We start from the raw sequence: 20500 nt of genomic DNA, 5'->3' as shown, positions 1-20500 counted from the left end.
CATATTGGTGGGCTGTAGGATTAATCTGATTTCTGGTAACCCTTTGTAATCACTGTATATTTCCCCCCGATACGGCCGTTCCGTGCAGGCGCAAGCGCAATTTTTCAGATTTCATTTTCGCTGGATTTTTACTCCCTTATTCCTTATATGGCTCACGATTCTCAAAACACGTCACCGAAGGCAGCCGCTGCTGTTGAAAACACCCCACTGGTTCTGTCTGAGCGGGTTCAGGAAGCATTGGCGATCACCAAGCGCGGCGTCGACGAACTGCTGATCGAGAGTGATTTTGCGCGCAAGCTGCAGCGCTCCGAACAAAGCGGCAAGCCGCTGCGTATCAAATTGGGCCTGGACCCGACCGCGCCGGATTTACACCTTGGCCATACGGTGGTGCTGAACAAGATGCGGCAACTGCAGGATCTGGGACACAACGTGATTTTCCTGATCGGCGACTTTACCTCCATGATCGGCGATCCGTCCGGACGCAATGTGACGCGGCCGCCGCTGACCCGCGAACAGATCGAAGAAAACGCCAAGACCTACTTTACCCAAGCCAGCCTGGTGCTGGATCCGGCCCGTACCGAAATTCGCTACAACTCGGAATGGTCGGACCAGCTCGGCGCGCGCGGCATGATTCAGTTGTCGGCTAAATATACGGTGGCGCGGATCCTGGAGCGCGAAGACTTCACCAAGCGTTTCAAGGCCGGCACTCCGATTTCAGTACATGAACTGCTGTATCCGTTGATGCAGGGCTACGATTCGGTGGCGTTGGAATCCGACCTGGAGCTGGGCGGCACCGATCAGAAATTCAATCTGCTGGTCGGCCGCGAGCTGCAGAAAGATTACGGCCAGGAACCGCAATGCATTTTGACCATGCCTTTGCTGGAAGGGTTGGACGGCGTCGAGAAGATGTCGAAATCCAAGGGCAACTACATCGGCATCACGGAACCGGCCAATACCATGTTTGCCAAGGTAATGAGCATTTCCGACGTCATGATGTGGCGTTACTACGAGCTGTTGTCATTCAAGTCGCTGGCGCAGATCGCCGGCTACAAGGCGCAAGTCGAAGGCGGCCAGAATCCGCGCGACATCAAGGTTGCACTGGCGCAGGAAATCGTGGCGCGCTTCCACAACCAGCAAGCGGCGGAAGATGCCTTGAGCGACTTTAATAATCGCGCCAAGGGCGGTATTCCGGACGATATTCCGGAGCTGAGCCTGAGCGGCGCACCGTTGGGTATCGGCCAGTTGCTGAAGCAAGCCAATCTTTGCCCGTCCACCTCGGAAGCATTGCGCATGGTGGAGCAGGGCGGCGTGCGGATCGACGGCGCCGTGGTCAGCGACAAAGGCTTGAAAGTTGAAGCGGCTACCTTCGTGATACAAGTCGGCAAGCGCAAGTTTGCCCGGGTCACCCTGAGCGCATGATCGGGCTGTTGCAGCGAGTCAGCCATGCCAGCGTGGTAGTGGATGGCGCAACGGTCGGCGCCATCGATGGCGGCTTGCTGGTACTGCTGTGCGCTGAGCGCGGAGACCGCGAAAAGGAAGCGGATGCGCTGCTGGCCAAGTTGCTGGCTTACCGGGTGTTCGCCGACGACGCCGGCAAGATGAACCGCAGCCTGAGCGACATCGGCGGCGGCTTGCTGCTGGTGCCGCAATTTACGCTGGCAGCGGACACGCAGTCAGGCACGCGCCCCTCGTTCACACCGGCGGCGACGCCGGAAGAGGGCCGCCGTCTGTTCGATTATTTCGCCGCGCAGGCTGCCAGCCGGCACGCGCAGGTGGCTACCGGCCGCTTTGGCGCCGACATGAAAGTGTCCTTGACCAATGACGGTCCGGTGACCTTCTGGCTGCAGGTAAAACCGCCGGCGGCGAAAGAGTCAACCAAGGCATCAACGTAACAAATGCGCTGTTTTCTGTAGCTTGATAACTTTACCGACGGGAGCTGACCATGAAACTCTGGAGCCATTCCTTTAACGACGGAGCCTATATCCCCGGCGAGTTCGCTTTCGCGGTGGTGCATCCCGAGACCCGCATCACCCTGTCCGCCAACCACAACCCGCACCTGGGCTGGGGCGAGCCACCGGCCGGCACGCAATCGCTGGTGCTGATTTGCCACGATCCCGATGTGCCCTCGCGCGGCGACGATGTCAACCAGGAAGGCAAGATCGTACCGGCGGATCTGCCGCGCGTCGATTTCTTTCATTGGGTGCTGGTCGACCTGCCGCCGCATGCAGCCTCGATCGAAGCGGGAACCTTCAGCGACAGAATCATCTCCCATGGCAAGTCCGGTCCCGACATCCATGGCAGTCCTATTCCCGGCGCGCGTCATGGCTTGAATGACTATACCGGCTGGTTTGCCGGCGATGCAGCGATGAGCGGCGACTATTTCGGCTATGACGGCCCATGTCCGCCGTGGAACGACGAGGTCGTGCATCGTTATATTTTTACGTTGTACGCATTGGATATTCCGCGTCTGCCGGTAGATGGCAAATTCACCGGACCGCAGGTGCTGGCAGCCATGCACGGCCACATTCTGGCGGAAGAATCTATCGTCAGCATTTACACCTTGAATCCAGCTTTGTAAGCATTGGCTGGCTCCGCAGAAAACTTATGTCGACTATTGAAATTTTACTGATACGCCACGGCGAAACGGACTGGAATCTGGAACGCCGCTTGCAGGGCCATCTGGACATCCAGCTCAATCCTGTCGGCCAGCGCCAGGCCGAGGCATTGGCTGCCAGCCTGGATGGCGTCGCGCTGGACGCGATTTTCAGCAGCGATCTGCAGCGTGCGCAGCAAACCGCCGCGCCGTTGGCGGTGGCGCGCAGCATGAAACTGCAGCTCGCGGCCGGATTGCGTGAGCGTTGTTACGGCGCGCTGGAAGGTTTGCGTTATCCGGAAGCGGCCGAACGCTTTCCCGAGGCCTACGCGGCGTTGATGGGGCGCGATATCGATGTGCGTTATCCCGCTGGCAAGCATGTGGCGGAAACCATGCGCGAATTCTCCGCGCGCGTTGTGACGACTTTGACGGCTTTGCTCGATTCGCCGGCATCCGGCGATCTGCGGCGGATTGCCGTAGTGACGCATGGCGGCGTACTTGATTGCATTTACCGTTTTGCACACAAGCTGCCGCTGGATCAGCCGCGCAGTTGCGATATTTTCAATGCCAGCATCAATCGCCTGAGCTGGAATGCTGAATGGCCGCAACCGCTGCGAGTGGATGGCTGGGCAGATGTGGCGCATCTGGAGACTTTGTCGCTGGATGAAATTGATCAATGAACGGGCAATGAGCTAAGCAAGAAGTTGAGCAATAAATTGGGCGATAAATTGGGCGCTAAATTTGGCGAAAAGCGGTTCGATAAAACATTTGTTTCCCAGTGGAAATCATTGTCGTTCATGCTTATGTTGGAGCTCAACTGCAAGATCAAATAATCGCTATTAATCTATCTAAGCATCTGCAAAAACAGTTGCGATAAAAGCAGCTTGCCTGTGCTAATCTTGCTGATAAGAATTAAAACAACAGCGGGACAGCTAGCATGAAACTCAATCTCTTTCCCTCCTGGGCGCAGCGTGCTGCCGACCCTGAGCCATTGGTCGAAGGGGCCACGGGGAAATCGGCTGCCTCCACTCCGTTGGCTGGCCCGACATTGAATAACGAGCAGCTGGCGCTGGTTGGTGTGCTGCATCAGCTGTTGCAAACCTTGCCTCAAGCGTATAGCGGTCGCGAAAGCGTAAAGCGCCTGTGCCAAATGATTTTGCCTGCCAGCCCGCATATCCGGCTGGTATGGGTGGGATTTTGCCAGGATGACTCGGATGCGACCATCAAGCCTGCGACGATTGTCGGCAAGGCGCGGAGCGAATCCGACCAATGGCAGCTGGCCAAGGATTGTTTTGATTACGCAGCGCCGTTTACCCAGATTGCGGATTGGGAGGCAGGTCACGACAGCGATTTTCACGCGCTGTTTGCGCCATGGCAGTCTCATCCCGAGCGCTGTTCCGCCAAGGCCGCGCTGGCCATACCGCTGCGCTCTGAAAAGGCGCGCATGCACGGCATGATGGTGTTTTATGCGGATAGCCAAGATTATTTTTCAGAAACCGGATTTGCTTCGTTTCAGGCTTTTGGCCATGTTTGCGAAGTGATCTGGAAGCAATCCAATTTATCGCATCTGCTCACCCGCCAGGCACAGCTCGATTCGCTGACCGGCTTGCTGACACGGCGCCGTATCGTGCATGTCTACGAAGAAGCGGTGGCTGCTACCGCTACCGCCGCCGCTGAAGAAGCATCGCCGTTGTCGATTCTGTATTGCCAACTGGACGATTTTCACAAGATCAACGATCTGTATGGCTGGGCGGTAGCCGACAATATCCTGGCGGCGTTTGCCAAAGATACCGGCGCACAGCTGCGCAAGACCGACAGCGGCGGCCGCTGGAACGCTACCGAATTCCTGTACGTGTTGCCGGCCACCGACACCGTCGACGCCGACAGCCTGGCGGAGGCATTTCTCGCCCATTTCAAGAATCATCCGGTGAACATCGAAAACTGGTCGATCCGGCTTGCTTTATCGATAGGTGTTGCAACTTATGGCGCTGACGGCCGCGGACTGGACGAACTGATTCATTACGCCACCCAGCATCTGCGCAGCTCCAATACCTTGTCCGAAGACGAACTTTGATTGTGCAAAAACCCGCGTACCTTGGCAATCGGGATAAAATGACGCCTTTCCCCCTTGTGATTTCATCCTGAGCTAGCGACGACGCCGTGAATATTGGCCCTTATTTCCTTCGTAACAATGTTTTTGTGGCGCCTATGGCAGGTGTCACGGACAGACCGTTCCGGCAGCTTTGCAAAGAGCTGGGAGCCGGCTATGCGGTGTCGGAAATGGCCGCCTCCAATCCGCGTCTGTGGCAGACCGAGAAAACTTCACGCCGCACCAATCACGATGGCGAGATGGAGCCGCGCGCGGTGCAGATCGCCGGCGCCGATCCGCAGATGTTGGCTGAGTGTGCAAAATACAATGTCGATCACGGTGCGCAAATCATCGATATCAACATGGGGTGCCCGGTCAAGAAAGTCTGCAACAGCTGGTGCGGTTCTGCTTTGTTGCAAGATGAGCAATTGGTGGCGAAGATTCTGGAAGCGGTAGTCAGCGCAGTCGACGTGCCGGTCACGTTGAAATTTCGCACCGGCTGGGACCGCCTGAATAAAAACGCCCTGAATATTGCCCGGTTGGCAGAAGCCAGCGGCATCGCCATGCTGACTCTGCACGGACGAACCCGCGCCGATGGTTACAGCGGCGACGCTGAATACCAGACCATTGCCGCAGTCAAAGCCGCGGTGTCGATCCCGGTGGTCGCCAACGGCGATATCACGACGCCGGAAAAAGCGCGGCAAGTATTGGCGTTCACCAAAGCCGACGCCATCATGGTGGGCCGCGCAGCGCAGGGCCGGCCATGGATTTTCCGCGAGATCGAACATTATTTGCGTACCGGCGACTATTTGCCGGCGCCACTGGTGACGGAAGTGCAACACCTGATGGATGAACATCTGCGTGCACACTATGGATTTTATGGGGATTACCTGGGGGTGCGTACCGCCCGCAAGCATATCGGCTGGTATGTGCGTGATTTGCCTGGTGGAGAGGCATTTCGACAACGCATGAACCTGCTGGAAGATTGCGGCCAGCAACTGGCCGCAGTAAATAGCTTCTTCGAATCGCAGTTTGCGTTTGGGGAGCGGTTACAATACGGGGTGGCCGAGCAGATGCTGGCGGCCTGAATCAGATTAACAAGATTAACAAAAAAAAGGGCTTGCGGCGATTGCTTCAGCTAGCTGGCGAAACGCCGCTGACGGAATTACGCAGGTCCTAAAAAAAAGAACAGTAAAACGAATGAGCAAAGAAAGTATCCAAGACGTCGTCAAGCAAAGCCTGGAAAAATATTTCAAGGATCTTGGCGAACAACCGCCGTCGAACGTCTACGACATGGTGATTTCCACGGTTGAAAAGCCGGTATTGGAAGCTGTGATCGCGCGCGCCGAGGGCAATCAGTCGCATGCGGCTGAAATGTTGGGCATTAATCGCAATACCCTGCGCAAGAAATTGCAGCAGCATGGTCTTTTGTAAAATTTGCAATACAGAATACAGCAGGAACGCCAAAGGCAGCCAAAGACAAGCTACAACGATTATCCCGAGCGACGCCGCATCAGCTGGCAACAGAGTCAGAATGCTGGCGGCGGGCTGTAGTTCCTATCCATGGGTGCAGCCTTTCCTCTCCGTGCTGCATTGATTCGTTTTCTTTATCCGTTTCCTTTATCCGTTTCACTTCCCGTCATTCACTTCCAGAGTTTTCATCATGATTAAACAAGCCCTCATTTCCGTATCCGATAAAACCGGGATACTTGATTTCGCAAAAGAATTGTCGGCGCTGGGCGTGAATATCCTGTCGACGGGCGGCACCGCCAAACTGCTGGCCGACAACGGCATCAAGGTGACCGAAGTGGCGGATTACACCGGCTTTCCGGAAATGCTCGACGGCCGCGTCAAGACCTTGCATCCGAAAGTACACGGCGGCATCCTGGCGCGCCGTGATTTCCCTGAACATATGGCGGCGTTGGAGCAGCATCAGATTCCCATGATCGACATGGTGGTAGTCAATCTCTACCCGTTCCAGCAGACCATTGCCAAGGAACAGTGCTCGCTGGAAGATGCGATCGAGAATATCGATATCGGCGGTCCGGCCATGCTGCGTTCGTCAGCCAAGAATCATAAAGATGTGATCGTGCTGTGCGATCCTAGCGATTACGCAGGCGTACTGGCTGAGCTGAAGGCGAATCAAGGTGAAGTCGGTTACGGCACCAAATTTGCGCTGGCCAAGAAGGTGTTTGCGCATACCGCCCAATATGACGGCGCGATTACCAATTACTTCACTTCGCTGGGCGAAGACAAGCAACACGCGACTCGCAGCGCCTATCCGGCGACACTGAACCTGCATTTCGAAAAAGTGCAGGAAATGCGTTACGGTGAGAATCCGCACCAGTCGGCAGCGTTTTACCGCGACACCCGGCATGTCGAAGGCGCGCTGGCCAATTACAGGCAGCTGCAAGGCAAGGAACTGTCGTACAACAATATTGCCGATGCCGATGCAGCGTGGGAATGCGTCAAGACTTTCAATGAAACCGCTTGCGTCATCATCAAGCATGCCAACCCTTGCGGCGTCGCCATCGGCAACAATCCGCTGGAAGCGTATAGCAAAGCCTTGCAAACCGATCCGACTTCAGCGTTTGGCGGCATCATCGCCTTCAACCAGGAGCTCGACGGCAATGCCGCCGAAGCGGTTGCCAAGCAATTCGTCGAAGTGATCATCGCGCCATCGTTCACCGAACAAGCGAAGCAGGTTTTTGCTGCCAAGCAGAATGTGCGCTTGCTGGAAATCCCGCTGGACCATGATATCAATCAGTATGATTTCAAGCGCGTCGGCGGTGGTTTGCTGGTGCAATCGCCGGATGCGCGCAATGTCGCCCTGAGCGAGCTGAAAGTAGTCAGCAAGAAGCAACCGACCCAGCAGCAATTGCAGGATTTGATGTTTGCCTGGCGCGTCGCCAAGTTCGTCAAGTCGAACGCGATCGTGTTTTGCGGCAATGGCATGACGTTGGGTGTCGGCGCCGGCCAGATGAGCCGGGTGGATTCCGCCCGCATCGCCTCGATCAAGGCGCAAAACGCCGGTTTGTCGCTGGCTGGTTCTGCGGTGGCTTCGGATGCGTTTTTCCCGTTCCGCGACGGCCTCGATGTGGTGGTCAATGCCGGCGCGACTTGCGTAGTGCAGCCGGGCGGTTCGATGCGCGATCAGGAAGTAATCGATGCGGCCGACGAGCATGGCGTAGTCATGCTGCTGACCGGTACTCGCCACTTCCGTCATTAATGTAGGGTGGGCACAAAGGCGTGCCCACCCTACGGGGTCTTGCGTAAGTTTTATATGAAAATCCTCGGTATCGACCCCGGTCTGCGGACCACCGGTTTTGGCATCATCGACAAGCAGGGCAACAAGCTCAGCTACGTCGCTTCGGGCACCATCAAGACCCCGGACGCGGATTTGCCGCAACGCCTGAAGGTGATTCTGGCCAGCGTGTCCGAAGTCATCCGCACCTATGCGCCGGATTGTTCGGCAATCGAAAAAGTCTTCGTCAACGTTAACCCCCAATCGACGCTGTTACTCGGGCAAGCCCGTGGCGCAGCGATTTGCGCGTTAGTGAGCGCAGATTTGGCGGTCGCCGAATATACCGCTTTGCAGATCAAGCAAGCGGTCGCCGGCCATGGCAAGGCGCAAAAGCAGCAGGTGCAGGATATGGTGCAGCGGCTGCTGCAGTTACCCGGGCTGCCGGGCACCGATGCGGCCGATGCGCTGGCGGTAGCGATTTGTCATGCGCACAGCGGCGATGCGCTGGCGCATCTGAGTGCGCTGGCGCCGGATCTGGCCAAGAAAGGTTTGCGAGTACGTGGCGGCCGGCTGATCGGCTAGACTTGCAGTGTAAGTTAGCGCGCAGATCGATTCGATGCCGCTTCTGCTTCCGCTCACGATTTCAGTGCATTTTTCAGGATTGTTTTCTATTGTTACAGTAAGAATTAATATTATTTCGTCATCTGCAGCAGGTTATTCCGCATTATCAAGCCGCCTACTCCCTGCTTTATCTGTGATTTGTCTCATTTTGTCGATCCGAAGACTCTTCCAATTGTGAATCTTTGTTTCAGTAAAGTCGTGACAAACACATGTGTATATCTAAGAGCTGACATTTACAACTGCTGCTAAGTCCTTCATTTATTTAGTAATTCAATGTAAGAGCATTCTCGGCACATCATTAGATACCGGCGCTAAGTCATTGACTTTACTCGGATATTTTGTAATTGCCTGTTGCTAAATGGCTTGACCTAGAATAGTGCATCCTCTAAAGTGGGTGAAAGTGTGGAAAAGTGTTTTTTTGTGGGGCATTTTGCCGGCTTGCAAAGACAATTTTCCAAGGTCGAATTAAGGAGCGTGTGCGGTGTTTCAAGGTGCGTCAGCATTAAATCTCGATGCGAAAGGACGGATGGCTGTGCCATCCAAGCATCGTGACGCGCTCACCGTTCAGTGCGAGGGGCGGCTGACGCTCACCAAGCATCCACATGGCTGCCTGCTGTTATTTCCACGCCCGACCTGGGAGAGCCATCGCGAACAAATCGCGGCATGGCCGATGTCGGCCCGCGCCTGGCAGCGAATTTTCCTTGGCAACGCCTCCGATGTCGAACTCGATTCCGCTGGCCGGATTCTGGTGGCGCCGGAGTTGCGCTCGGCTGTCGGCTTGACGCGTGAAGTCATGTTGCTGGGCATGGGAAGCCATTTCGAGATTTGGGACGCAGCCAAGCTGGCTGAGAGCGAGTCGCAAGCAGTTGCGGCTGGCATGCCCGAAGTGTTAAGTAATTTTTCGTTCTGACGGGCCGGCCATGAGTGAACCAGTGGTGCCCGAGTTCCAGCACCGCACCGTGTTATTGGATGAGGCTGTCGATGCGTTGGCGATTGTCGGTGCGCGTGCGGATGGCATTTACGTCGACGGTACTTTCGGTCGTGGCGGCCATAGCCGCAAGATTTTGCAGAGCCTGGGGCCGCGCGGCCGCCTGATCGCCTTCGACAAGGATCCGCAAGCTATCGCCACCGCAGGCACGATCGCCGATCCGCGTTTCGAGATTGTGCACGACAGCTTCGCGACGATGGCGCAGGCATTGCAGGAAAGAGGAATTCAACAAGTTGACGGCGTGCTGCTCGATCTGGGCATCTCGTCACCGCAGGTGGATGATGCCAGCCGGGGTTTCAGCTTTCGTGCTGACGGCCCGCTCGACATGCGCATGGATACGACGCGTGGCATGTCGGCAGCAGCATGGCTGGCAATAGCAGATGAACAAACAATCGGAAAGGTGGTACGTGATTATGGGGAAGAACGGTTTGCTGTTCAGATTGCAAAGGCGATTGTTGCTAGCCGGACAATCGAGCCCATCACTGGCACACGACAGCTTGCCAAGATCGTGGCAAACGCCGTCAAGACCCGTGAGAAAGGCAAAGACCCGGCCACCCGTACCTTTCAGGCTATTCGGATTTTCATCAATCAAGAGCTTGAAGAACTCGAGATAGTACTGGATCAGGCATTTCGGCAGATGGCCCAGCAAGGGAGATTAGTCGTGATCAGCTTTCATTCGCTGGAAGACCGGATCGTCAAGCAGTTCATGGCTTCCAAAGCCAAGCTGCCGCAGCCCGACCGTCGCCTGCCGATTCGTGCTGTCGACCTGCCGCAACCGGAATTGAAGCTGGTGGCGCGGGTCAAGCCATCGGATGCTGAAGTCGCGGAAAATCCGCGCGCGCGTTCCGCCATCATGCGGGTCGGCGAACGTCTGGCTGCTGCCGGAACTTCTGCACCCGCCGGAGGCCGGGCATGAGCGGGCGTCTCAATTTCGTTCTCGCCCTGGCCTTGGTGCTGTGCGCACTGGCGCTGGTCAATTCGCAGTATCAGGCGCGCCAGCTGTTCATCGAACTTGAGCGGGCCGCCAGCCAGTCACGCCAGCTGGATATCGAATGGGCGCAATTGCAGCTCGATCAATCGACGCTGGGCAAGAACGCCCGGATTGAAGCCAGCGCCACGCGTGACTTGAACATGGTGCCGCTGACCGCCGCCCGTACCCAATATCTGACGGTGGGGGAAAAATGACGCGCAATCCCCCGCGCAGTTCGCACACAGGACGGATTGCCGCCGGCAAAGGCGTGCCGTTTTCCGCCAGTCCGATTCTGAAAGTCAAGTTGCCGGTATGGCGCTCGCGGGTGGTGCTGTTCGCCATGTTCGCGGCCTTTCTGGCGTTGATCGTGCGGGCGCTGTGGCTGCAGGGGATTTCCACCGATTTCCTGCAAAAGCAGGGTGCTTCGCGCTATGCGCGTACGCTGGAGTTGCCGGCCACGCGCGGCAAGATTACCGATCGCAACGGCCAGGTGCTGGCGTCGTCGGTGCCGGTCAAGGCAATCTGGGCGATTCCTGAGGATGTGCAGGCTGCGCCGAAAGAGAAGCTGCAAGCATTGGCAAAACTGCTCGATATGAGCGATGCCGAACTCAGCAAAAAACTCGACTCCGACCGCAATTTTGTCTACCTCAAGCGTCAGGTCGAACAAGACATTTCCGACAAGATCATCAAGCTGGGCATCGACGGCATCGAAACCCGCAAGGAATACAAGCGCTTCTATCCGGAGGGCGAGGTAGCGGCGCACGTGGTCGGCTTCACCAATGTGGAAGATGCCGGCCAGGACGGCATGGAGCTGTCGCAGCAGAAAACCCTGGCAGGCACCACTGGCAGCCGCCGCGTGATCAAGGATCGGCTCGGCCGCATTGTCGAGGATATCGAGGCGGTCAAGGAGCCGCATGACGGCAAGGATCTGGTGTTGTCGATCGACAGCAAGATCCAGTACATCGCTTTCACCCAGCTGAAAGAAGCGGTGGAGCGGACCAAGGCCAAGGCTGGCGGCATCGTCGTGGTTGACGCCCGCACCGGTGAAGTGCTGGCTTTGGCAAATCTGCCGAGTTATAACCCGAACGACCGCTCGGTGCTGACTGGCGCCCAGCTGCGTAATCGGGTGATGACCGATACCTTCGAGCCTGGCTCGACCTTGAAACCATTCACCGTTGCGCTCGCGCTCGACACCAACCGGGTTCAGGCGACTACGATTTTTCAGGTGCCGGACAAAATGACCATCGGCACTGCGACTGTGGGCGATTCCCATCCGCATCCGGTGTGGGCCATGAGCGTCGCCCAGATTATTCAGAAATCGTCGAATATCGGCACCGCCAAGATAGCGTTGCAGATGCCGGCCGAAGAAATGTGGGAGATGTTCACCACAGTCGGTCTTGGGCAGCAACCGAAATTCGGCTTCCCTGGCGCGGTTGCCGGTCGCGTGCGTCCTTTCAAATCATGGCGGCCGATCGAGCAGGCAACCATGAGCTACGGTCATGGCATCTCGGTATCGCTGATCCAGATGGCCCATGCCTACACGATTTTTGCGCGTAACGGCGACCTGATCCCGCTGTCATTCCAGAAAGTCACCGAACCCCCGGTCGGCCAGCGCGTGGTTTCGGAAAAGACCGCGCTGACCATGCGCGCCATGCTGGAGCGCGTCACCGCGCCAGGTGGCACTGCACCGAAGGCGCAAGTTCCCGGCTATCGGGTCGGCGGGAAAACCGGTACCGCCTATAAGATTGAAGGCGGTAAATATGTCAAAAAATACATTGCCGATTTCGTCGGCTTTGCGCCGGCTTCCGATCCGCGCCTGATTATCGCGGTCATGGTTGATGAACCGTCTGTCGGTTCGCACTACGGCGGCGACGTCGCCGCGCCGGTATTTGCGACGGTGGCTGCAAACGCCTTACGGGCGCTGAACGTACCGCCGGATTCCAGCGTCACTGACATCATCATCCCGACCGACGGTCCGCAGGAGGGTTTGTGATGAAATCCACGACAAAACAATTGCAAGACATCCAGCATTGGCTGAGCAGCGTTGCTCCGGCTGGCGCTGAACTGGTGTCGGACTCGCGCAAGGTAAAGTCCGGCGACGTATTTTTCGCCTATCCTGGTGATGCTGCGGACGGTCGCGCCTACATCGCACAGGCACTGAAAAACGGTGCATCCGCAGTGCTGTGCGAGAGTGAAAAATTTACCTGGGACGCAGCATGGAGCATCGCCCATCGCGCGGTGAGCGGCCTCAAGCAGCTTAGCGGCCAGATCGCCCATACTTATTACGGGCAAGCCGACAAAGACATGTTGGTGGTTGCCGTTACCGGCACCAACGGCAAGACATCGTGCACCCAATGGCTGGGGCATGCACTGTCGCACCTGGGCCAGGCGACCGGTGTTATCGGCACCCTGGGCACCGGAATATATAACCACGGCCAGCGCGGTGAATTCGAAGAAACCGGCAATACCACGCCAGATGCACTGTTGTTACAGCACGCGCTGAGCGAGATGCGCCAACAAGGCGTAGCAGCATTGGCGATCGAAGCGTCGTCGATCGGTCTGGAACAAGGGCGCATGAGCGGCATGCATGTCGACATCGCCCTGTTCACCAATTTCACGCGCGATCATCTGGATTACCACGGCGACGAACAGCATTACGAAGCCGCAAAACGCATATTGTTCGACTGGCCAGGATTGCAGCAAGCCGTGATCAATCTCGACGATGCCATGGGCTTGCGTCTGGTGAGTCATTTGGCGAAAAAGCAACCAGCCGTTCCGGTGATCGGCTATACGTGCGAGGCTCTGGCCGCGCCAACCGGTGTTTCGGTGCTGCGGGCCTCGGCGATACGCACCAACGCCAACGGCACCGCATTCCACCTCGATTCGCCGTTCGGCTCGGCACACGTCAAGACGCAACTGGTGGGGCAATTCAATGTCAGCAATGCACTTGGCATTCTGGGTGTGTTGCTGGCTAAAGGTGTTGCCTGGGGTGCCGCGTTGCACGCGATTGAACTGTTGGTTGCCGTGCCGGGTCGAATGCAGCAGTTCGGCGGCCATGATGCGCCGCTGATAGTTATCGATTATGCACACACTCCCGATGCGCTGGAAAAAACCTTGAATACCCTGCGGCAAGTTACGCAGCAACGCAACGGCGAATTGTGGTGCGTATTCGGTTGCGGCGGCGATCGCGATCCCGGCAAGCGGCCACAAATGGGTGCTATTGCCGAACTTGCAGATCACGTCATCGTCACCAGCGACAATCCCCGCAACGAGGAACCGGGTGTCATCATCAGTCAGATTCTGGCCGGGATGAAAGCGCCGCAGGCCGCACAGGCGCTGGAAGATCGCGCTGCCGCGATTCTGTGGGCGGTGCGGCATGCGGGCAACGCCGATGTGGTCTTGCTGGCAGGTAAAGGCCATGAAACATATCAAGAAATAAAGGGAAAGAAATTGCCGTTTTTAGATGCCGACCATACCGCGCTGGCGCTTGCCGCACGGGTCACGATGAAAGGCGGTCACGTATGAACGCCTCATTGCAGCAATTGCAATCGTGGCTGGGATTGCCTGCCGTTAGCGGTGGCAGCCAGGTCGTGGTGAATGGCTTGTCCACGGATAGCCGTGCGGTGACGTCAGGTTCGCTGTTTGTCGCATTGCGTGGCGAGCGTTTCGACGCCCACGATTTCCTCGATCAGGTAGTAGCCCAAGGCGCGGCAGCGGTGGTGGTGGAACGCGCACCAGCGACACTGACGGTGCCGGCATTGCTGGTGGACGACACCCGGATTGCACTTGGCACGATAGGGCAACGCTGGCGGCAGCAATTTACGCTACCGTTGATTGCCGTCACCGGCAGCAATGGCAAGACCACAGTAAAAGAAATGATTGCCGCGATCCTGGTCGCGGCTTTTGGTGTTGATAAATCACTGGCGACACGCGGTAATTTCAATAACGAGATTGGCGTTCCGCTGACCTTGTTGCGGCTTGAAGCTAGCCATCAGGCAGCCGTAATTGAGCTGGGCATGAACCATCCCGGCGAAATCGCGCTGCTGACAGCGCTTGCCGAACCGACGGTGGCATTGGTCAACAATGCACAGCGCGAGCATCAGGAATTCATGGCGAGTGTAGCGGCGGTTGCCGAAGAAAACGGCAGCGTGATCCGCGGCTTGCCGGCCAACGGCATTGCCGTGTTTCCGGCAGATGATCCGTATACAGGGTTGTGGCGTGGTTATGCCGCCGGCAAGGCCGGCAGTATCAGCTTCGGCCTCACGTCTGATGCCGATGTCAGCGCCAGTTACACCAAAGCGGCGAATGGTTTCGGCAGCGATTTGGAAGTGTCTGCCATGACCGCGGCAGGTCCGCAAAAATTTGCAGTGCAGCTATCCGCCGCCGGTGAGCATAACGTACGCAACGCGCTCGCCGCGGTTGCTTGCACCCTGGCGATCGGCATCGACATCGCTGCGATCAAGCGTGGCCTGGAATCGTTCGCGCCGGTCAGTGGCCGTCTGCAGCGCAAACTGGCGCAAGCTGCCGGTTGCGTCGGCGCGCTGGTGATCGACGATACCTACAACGCAAATCCTGATTCGATGCGGGCGGCAATCGATGTACTGGCGCAGACCGCCGAGCCGCGTTTGCTGGTGCTGGGCGATATGGGCGAAGTCGGCAACGAAGGACGCGAATTCCACCAGGAGATCGGCGCCTACGCCAAGCAATGCGGCATCACCCGATTATTCACGCTGGGCGACATGGCGGCCGATGCCAGTGCCGCCTTCGGTCCGCAAGCACAACATTTCAACGACATCGCAGCGTTGCTAGCCGCGCTCGATGCCACCATGACACCGGACACCACGGTGCTGATCAAAGGGTCGCGCTTCATGAAAATGGAGCGTGCGGTTCAGCATCTGGCCGGTACAAGTTCTGAAGGGGTTCACTAACATGCTGCTATGGCTGGCACAAAATTTTCAGCAGGATTTCAGTTTCCTGCGCGTCTTCAACTTCATCACCTTTCGCGCCGTGTTCGCGACGTTGACGGCGTTGATGATCGGCTTGATCGCGGGACCTGGCGTGATCCGCATGTTGGCGCGCCTGAAGGTCGGGCAAGCGGTGCGCACCGACGGTCCGCAAACGCATTTGATTAAATCCGGCACGCCGACCATGGGTGGCGTGCTGATCCTGATTGCAATCGGCATTTCGACTTTGCTGTGGAGCGACCTGAGTAATCGTTTTGTCTGGATCGTACTGGTGGTCACGCTGGGTTTCGGCACCATCGGCTGGGTCGACGATTACCGCAAGGTGGTCTACAAGGATCCGAACGGCATGCGTTCGCGCGAGAAGTATTTCTGGCAATCCGTGATTGGCGTAGTGGCGGCGATTTACCTGGCGTTCTCGGTATCTGCGCCGAACAATACCCAGGTTTGGGACTTGTTCGTGGCCTGGGTCGAATCCGGTTTCAGCCTGGACCTGCCGCCGAAGGCCGACCTGATCGTGCCGTTTTTCAAGACCGTCAGTTATCCGCTGGGTGTCTGGGGCTTCATGGCCTTGACCTATTTCGTCATCGTCGGCACCAGCAACGCAGTCAACCTGACCGATGGCCTGGATGGCCTGGCGATCATGCCGACCGTGATGGTGGGCGCTGCGCTTGGATTATTCGCTTATTTGACCGGGAACGTGACTTTCGCCAAATACCTGCTGATTCCGCATATTCCCGGCGCTGGTGAACTGTTGATTTTCTGCGGTGCGATGGCCGGCGCCGGACTCGCCTTCCTTTGGTATAACGCCTATCCGGCCCAGGTATTCATGGGCGATGTCGGCGCGCTGGCTTTGGGCGGCGCCCTGGGCACCGTAGCGGTAATCGTACGCCAGGAAATCGTTCTGTTCATTATGGGTGGTATTTTCGTGGTCGAAACTTTATCGGTCATGTTGCAGGTAATCTACTTCAAGTACACGAAGAAGCGTTTCGGCGTTGGCCGCCGCGTGTTGCTGATGGCGCCTTTGCACCATCACTATGAACAAAAAGGCTGGAAAGAAACGCAGGTCGTGGTGCGTTTCTGGATTATCTCGATGATGCTGGTGTTGTTCGGGCTTTCAACGTTGAAGCTCAGGTAGTGCTTAGGTACTGTTACGGTAGAAGGTAAGCGGTAATGAACTATACGGGTAAACATGTTCTGGTATTAGGGCTCGGGGAATCGGGCCTGGCATCCGCATTGTGGCTGGCACATTGCGGTGCGACCGTGCGCGTGGCCGACACACGCAGTGCGCCGGAACGCCTGCCACTGTTGCAACAGGCAATTCCGGCAGTGGAATTCATCGCCTCTGGGGAGGGCGGCGGATTCGCTGCCAGCCTGCTGGATGGCATCGATTTTGTTGTAACAAGCCCGGGCCTGGCGCCGAGCCGTGAGCTGAAAGACATTCAATCCGCAGCGACCGATCGCGATATTCCGGTATGGGGCGAAATCGAAGTGTTTGCGCAGGCCTTGGCGGCATTGCGCGAGAGCCACGCCTATACGCCGAAAGTGATTGCCATCACCGGCACCAACGGTAAAACCACCGTCACCAGCCTCACCGGTTTGCTGTGCGAACGCGCCGGCTTGACGGTGCAAGTGGCGGGCAACATCAGCCCGGCTGCGCTGGATGTATTGCGGAGTGCATTGGAGAAAGACGCCTTGCCGCAGGTCTGGGTACTGGAACTGTCCAGTTTCCAGTTGCATGCAACCTGCAACCTGCATGCCGATGCCGCGACCATCCTGAATATCACTCAGGATCACCTGGATTGGCATGGCGACATGGAATCCTACGTAGCCGACAAGGCGCGTATTTTCAGCGCCAATACCGTGCGGGTGCTGAATCGTGACGATCCTCTGACGATGCAATTCAAGACTGGTAACAGTATCAGTTTCGGTTTTGACGAGCCGCTTGACGGCGATTGTTTTGGCCTGGTCAGCGATAACGCCATGCAATGGCTGTCGGTAGCGGTGCCGGGCGACGAAGAAGAACGCGTGGAGAAGCGGCGCAGCAAGAAAGAACAACTTGCCTTACTGCCAGTTTCGGTCAAACGTTTGATGCCGGCTGACGCGTTGCGGATTCGTGGTCGTCACAATGCGGCCAACGCCCTGGCCGCATTGGCATTGTGCCGCGCGATTGACTTGCCATTTGCGCCGCTGCTGCACGGTTTGCGCGAGTATCACGGCGAGCCGCATCGGGTCGAACTGGTGACGACGATTGGCGGCGTTGAATATTACGACGACAGCAAAGGCACCAATGTCGGCGCTACGGTTGCGGCATTGAACGGATTGGGACGTGGTTCCGATGGCGACGGGAATGCGAGTCGCTTGCTGCTGATCGCCGGCGGCGATGGCAAAGGACAGGACTTCGCTCCGCTCGCCGCGCCATTGGCCGCGTATGGCCGCGCACTGCTGTTGATCGGCCGCGATGCACCTGCAATTCGCGCCGCGGTGGAAAACCATGCGGCAGGTCTCGACATCGTTGCCTGCGCCACGCTGGAAGAAGCCGTAACGCGCGCCGCCGAGCTGGCACATCCAGGCGATGCCGTGTTGCTGTCGCCGGCCTGCGCCAGTCTCGACATGTTCCGCAATTACGCTCATCGGGCGCAGGTATTCATCGATGCGGTACGTGAGCTGGCTCTGTCGCGCGGTGAGGTCGGTCTATGAAATTCGCCTTTCCATCATTTTCAGCCAAGCCTGCGGCCAGCTCAGTGAGCAATGCACCTTCGCGGCCGCGCACGCTCGACAGCCAGAAGCCTGGCGTTCAGCGTTCGAAAATGATGGAGTACGACCAACCGTTGGTATGGGTGGTCGTAATGCTGATGCTGTTCGGACTGGTGATGGTGTATTCGGCCTCGATCGCGCTGCCGGATTCGCCCAAGTATGCGAATTACACGAATGCCCATTTCCTGATACGGCAAGCTATCTTTATTTGCATTTCGCTGGTGGCGGGATTGGTGACATTCCGTATTCCGATTGCCACCTGGCAGCGTTGGGCGCCGTATCTGTTCGTGATTACCCTGATCTTGCTGGCGATGGTGCTGGTGCCGGGATTGGGACGCGGCGTCAATGGCGCCAAGCGCTGGCTGTCGTTCCGGGTCTTCAATTTGCAACCGTCGGAATTGATGAAACTGTTCATCGTCTTGTACGCGGCTAACTACACGGTGCGCAAGCAGGAAGTGATGCACAAGCTGACCAAAGGATTTTTGCCGATGACGGCTGCGGTCGGGCTGGTCGGCTTGCTGCTGATGCTGGAACCGGATCTGGGCGCGCTCGGCGTCATCGTTTGTATTGCCATGGGAATTTTGTTTTTGGGCGGGATCAACGGTATCTGGTTCGGCGGCATCGGCGCCATGCTGACAGGCATGTTCACTTTGGTGATCTGGCTGTCGCCGTGGCGGCGCGAGCGGATCTTTGCTTACCTGAATCCATGGGCGGAAGAAAACGCCCTGGGCAAGGCTTACCAGTTGTCGCATTCGCTGATTGCATTTGGCCGTGGCGAGTTGTTTGGCGTTGGCCTCGGCGCCAGCGTCGAAAAACTGCACTATCTGCCGGAAGCCCATACCGACTTCTTGCTGGCAGTGATCGGCGAAGAGCTGGGATTTGCCGGCGTGCTGGTGGTGGTCATGTTGTTTTACTGGATCATCAAGCGCGCGTTTGAAATCGGCCGTCAGGCGATCGCCATGGATCAGACTTTTGCCGGCCTGACTGCTAAAGGTATCGGCATCTGGATCGGGGTGCAGACGTTCATCAACATGGGCGTCAATCTGGGTTTGCTGCCGACCAAGGGTTTGACCTTGCCGTTGATGAGCTACGGTGGTTCTGGAGTGCTGATCAATTGCATCGGTTTGGCGATCTTGCTGCGTATCGATTACGAGAATCGGGTTCTGATGCGCGGAGGCCGCGCATGAGTTCCACTGCAAAACGTCTATTAATCATGGCGGCAGGAACCGGCGGGCATATATTCCCGGGCCTGGCGATTGCCGACACCATGCGCGCGCGCGGCTGGCAGGTGAGCTGGCTTGGAACCACGCACGGCATGGAGTGCGATCTGGTGCCGCAGCATGGCATCGAGATGGACAAGATTACTTTCTCCGGCTTGCGCGGCAAAGGTCTGGCGCATACGTTGCGCGGCGCCTGGCGCATGCTGTTGAGTTTCCCGGCTTGCTTCCGCATCCTGGGCCGGCGCCAGGCCGATGTGGTGTTGGGCATGGGCGGTTATGTAACAGTGCCGGGCGGCGCAATGGCGCGTCTGCGCGGCGTGCCGTTGGCGCTGGTGAATGCCGATGCAGCTCTGCTGTTATCGAACAAGACCTTGACGCCGCTGGCGCAACGCGTGTTGTTCGGCTTTCCGGCAGATTTCGGGCGGGCAGCAAGCAAAGCGCTGGTCACCGGCAATCCGGTACGCAAGGAAATCCTGGCGTTGCCGTTGCCGGCAGAACGCTACAGCGGCCGCATCGGCCCGCTGCGTTTACTGGTGGTGGGCGGCAGCCTGGGCGCCAAGGCGCTCAATGATTGTTTGCCGGCGGCCTTGGCTTTGATACCGGCCGATTTGCGGCCAAGCATCACGCATCAATCCGGCAAGCAGCATATCGATGCCCTGCGCAGCGCCTATGCAGCAGCTGGCGTAACAGCGGAGGTGGTGGCGTTTATCGACGACATGCCGCGCCGCTACGCCGATGCCGATCTGGTGATTTGCCGAGCCGGGGCGATTACCGTCTCGGAACTGACCGCAGCAGGCGTCGCCAGCGTACTGGTACCGCTGGTGGCATCGACTACTTCGCACCAGCGCGACAATGCGCGCTGGATGGCGACACAGAAAGCGGCGATTCATTTACCGCAAACCGATTTAAGCAAAGAGCGCCTGGCCGCGTTGTTGACGCGGATCTCGCGTCAGGACTGCCAGACGATGGCGCAGGCAGCATATGAAAACGGCCGGCGCGATGCCAACCAGGCGATCGCGCAGGTTCTTGAAGAATTGGCAGGTGCGCAGTGAGTAAC

The 20500-nt window shown here is 57.6% G+C and carries 19 protein-coding genes; all 19 read left to right on the top strand.

The window, feature by feature from the left end:
* Nucleotides 1-147 precede the first annotated feature (147 nt).
* The 19 genes from tyrS (at nt 148) to murG (ending at nt 20495) form a co-directional block, all read left to right on the top strand.
* Nucleotides 148-1419 (top strand): tyrosine--tRNA ligase, encoded by a 1272-nt coding sequence (tyrS, locus tag KHU29_RS14790; RefSeq protein WP_246542078.1) that lies wholly within the window; start codon nt 148-150, stop codon nt 1417-1419.
* Nucleotides 1416-1892 (top strand): D-aminoacyl-tRNA deacylase, encoded by a 477-nt coding sequence (gene dtd / locus KHU29_RS14785; RefSeq protein WP_211453545.1) that lies wholly within the window; start codon nt 1416-1418, stop codon nt 1890-1892. The genes tyrS and dtd overlap by 4 nt, the downstream gene beginning before the upstream one ends.
* A 50-nt stretch (nt 1893-1942) precedes the next feature.
* Nucleotides 1943-2578 carry a YbhB/YbcL family Raf kinase inhibitor-like protein gene (locus KHU29_RS14780; protein WP_211453544.1) on the top strand — a complete coding sequence of 212 codons (636 nt, stop codon included), beginning with the start codon at nt 1943-1945 and terminating at the stop codon, nt 2576-2578.
* A 26-nt stretch (nt 2579-2604) separates the two neighbouring features.
* Nucleotides 2605-3273 carry a histidine phosphatase family protein gene (locus KHU29_RS14775; protein WP_211453543.1) on the top strand — a complete coding sequence of 223 codons (669 nt, stop codon included), beginning with the start codon at nt 2605-2607 and terminating at the stop codon, nt 3271-3273.
* Between the two features lie 257 nt (nt 3274-3530).
* Nucleotides 3531-4667 carry a GGDEF domain-containing protein gene (locus KHU29_RS14770; RefSeq protein WP_211453542.1) on the top strand — a complete coding sequence of 379 codons (1137 nt, stop codon included), beginning with the start codon at nt 3531-3533 and terminating at the stop codon, nt 4665-4667.
* An 86-nt stretch (nt 4668-4753) separates the two neighbouring features.
* Entirely contained in the window at nt 4754-5770 is a 1017-nt protein-coding gene (gene dusB / locus KHU29_RS14765; protein WP_211453541.1) for a tRNA dihydrouridine synthase DusB, read from the top strand.
* Nucleotides 5771-5882: 112 nt separating this feature from the next.
* Nucleotides 5883-6116: a Fis family transcriptional regulator gene (locus KHU29_RS14760; protein ID WP_014007929.1), complete on the top strand. Its 234-nt coding sequence runs from the start codon at nt 5883-5885 to the stop codon at nt 6114-6116.
* Nucleotides 6117-6345: 229 nt separating this feature from the next.
* Nucleotides 6346-7911, top strand: coding sequence for a bifunctional phosphoribosylaminoimidazolecarboxamide formyltransferase/IMP cyclohydrolase (gene purH / locus KHU29_RS14755; protein ID WP_211453540.1), 1566 nt, complete (start codon nt 6346-6348; stop codon nt 7909-7911).
* A 54-nt stretch (nt 7912-7965) separates the two neighbouring features.
* Entirely contained in the window at nt 7966-8508 is a 543-nt protein-coding gene (ruvC, locus tag KHU29_RS14750) for a crossover junction endodeoxyribonuclease RuvC (protein ID WP_211453539.1), read from the top strand.
* Nucleotides 8509-9028: 520 nt separating this feature from the next.
* Nucleotides 9029-9457 (top strand): division/cell wall cluster transcriptional repressor MraZ, encoded by a 429-nt coding sequence (gene mraZ / locus KHU29_RS14745; protein WP_061534628.1) that lies wholly within the window; start codon nt 9029-9031, stop codon nt 9455-9457.
* 10 nt (nt 9458-9467) lie between these two features.
* Entirely contained in the window at nt 9468-10451 is a 984-nt protein-coding gene (gene rsmH, locus KHU29_RS14740; protein ID WP_211453538.1) for a 16S rRNA (cytosine(1402)-N(4))-methyltransferase RsmH, read from the top strand.
* The gene (gene ftsL / locus KHU29_RS14735; protein ID WP_092415146.1) at nt 10448-10720 is read left to right on the top strand and encodes a cell division protein FtsL; all 273 of its coding nucleotides are present in this window, start codon (nt 10448-10450) and stop codon (nt 10718-10720) included. Before rsmH ends, ftsL begins: the two co-directional genes overlap by 4 nt.
* Nucleotides 10717-12498 carry a peptidoglycan D,D-transpeptidase FtsI family protein gene (locus tag KHU29_RS14730; protein WP_211453537.1) on the top strand — a complete coding sequence of 594 codons (1782 nt, stop codon included), beginning with the start codon at nt 10717-10719 and terminating at the stop codon, nt 12496-12498. Before ftsL ends, KHU29_RS14730 begins: the two co-directional genes overlap by 4 nt.
* Nucleotides 12498-14030: a UDP-N-acetylmuramoyl-L-alanyl-D-glutamate--2,6-diaminopimelate ligase gene (locus KHU29_RS14725; RefSeq protein ID WP_211453536.1), complete on the top strand. Its 1533-nt coding sequence runs from the start codon at nt 12498-12500 to the stop codon at nt 14028-14030. The genes KHU29_RS14730 and KHU29_RS14725 overlap by 1 nt, the downstream gene beginning before the upstream one ends.
* Nucleotides 14027-15433: a UDP-N-acetylmuramoyl-tripeptide--D-alanyl-D-alanine ligase gene (locus KHU29_RS14720; RefSeq protein ID WP_211453535.1), complete on the top strand. Its 1407-nt coding sequence runs from the start codon at nt 14027-14029 to the stop codon at nt 15431-15433. The genes KHU29_RS14725 and KHU29_RS14720 overlap by 4 nt, the downstream gene beginning before the upstream one ends.
* Nucleotide 15434: 1 nt before the next feature.
* Nucleotides 15435-16604, top strand: coding sequence for a phospho-N-acetylmuramoyl-pentapeptide-transferase (gene mraY, locus KHU29_RS14715; protein WP_092415154.1), 1170 nt, complete (start codon nt 15435-15437; stop codon nt 16602-16604).
* Nucleotides 16605-16639: 35 nt separating this feature from the next.
* The gene (murD, locus tag KHU29_RS14710) at nt 16640-18166 is read left to right on the top strand and encodes a UDP-N-acetylmuramoyl-L-alanine--D-glutamate ligase (protein ID WP_211453534.1); all 1527 of its coding nucleotides are present in this window, start codon (nt 16640-16642) and stop codon (nt 18164-18166) included.
* A complete protein-coding gene (gene ftsW / locus KHU29_RS14705) occupies nt 18163-19410 on the top strand; it encodes a putative lipid II flippase FtsW (protein ID WP_211453533.1) in 1248 nt (415 codons plus the stop codon). The genes murD and ftsW overlap by 4 nt, the downstream gene beginning before the upstream one ends.
* Nucleotides 19407-20495 carry an undecaprenyldiphospho-muramoylpentapeptide beta-N-acetylglucosaminyltransferase gene (murG, locus tag KHU29_RS14700; protein ID WP_211453532.1) on the top strand — a complete coding sequence of 363 codons (1089 nt, stop codon included), beginning with the start codon at nt 19407-19409 and terminating at the stop codon, nt 20493-20495. Before ftsW ends, murG begins: the two co-directional genes overlap by 4 nt.
* Nucleotides 20496-20500: the final 5 nt, after the last annotated feature.

The organism is Collimonas antrihumi (genome assembly GCF_018304965.1).
GTDB classification, from domain to species: domain Bacteria; phylum Pseudomonadota; class Gammaproteobacteria; order Burkholderiales; family Burkholderiaceae_D; genus Collimonas; species Collimonas antrihumi.
Note: the sequence above shows the minus strand (reverse complement) of the source record. Positions and strands in the feature narration are given on the sequence as shown.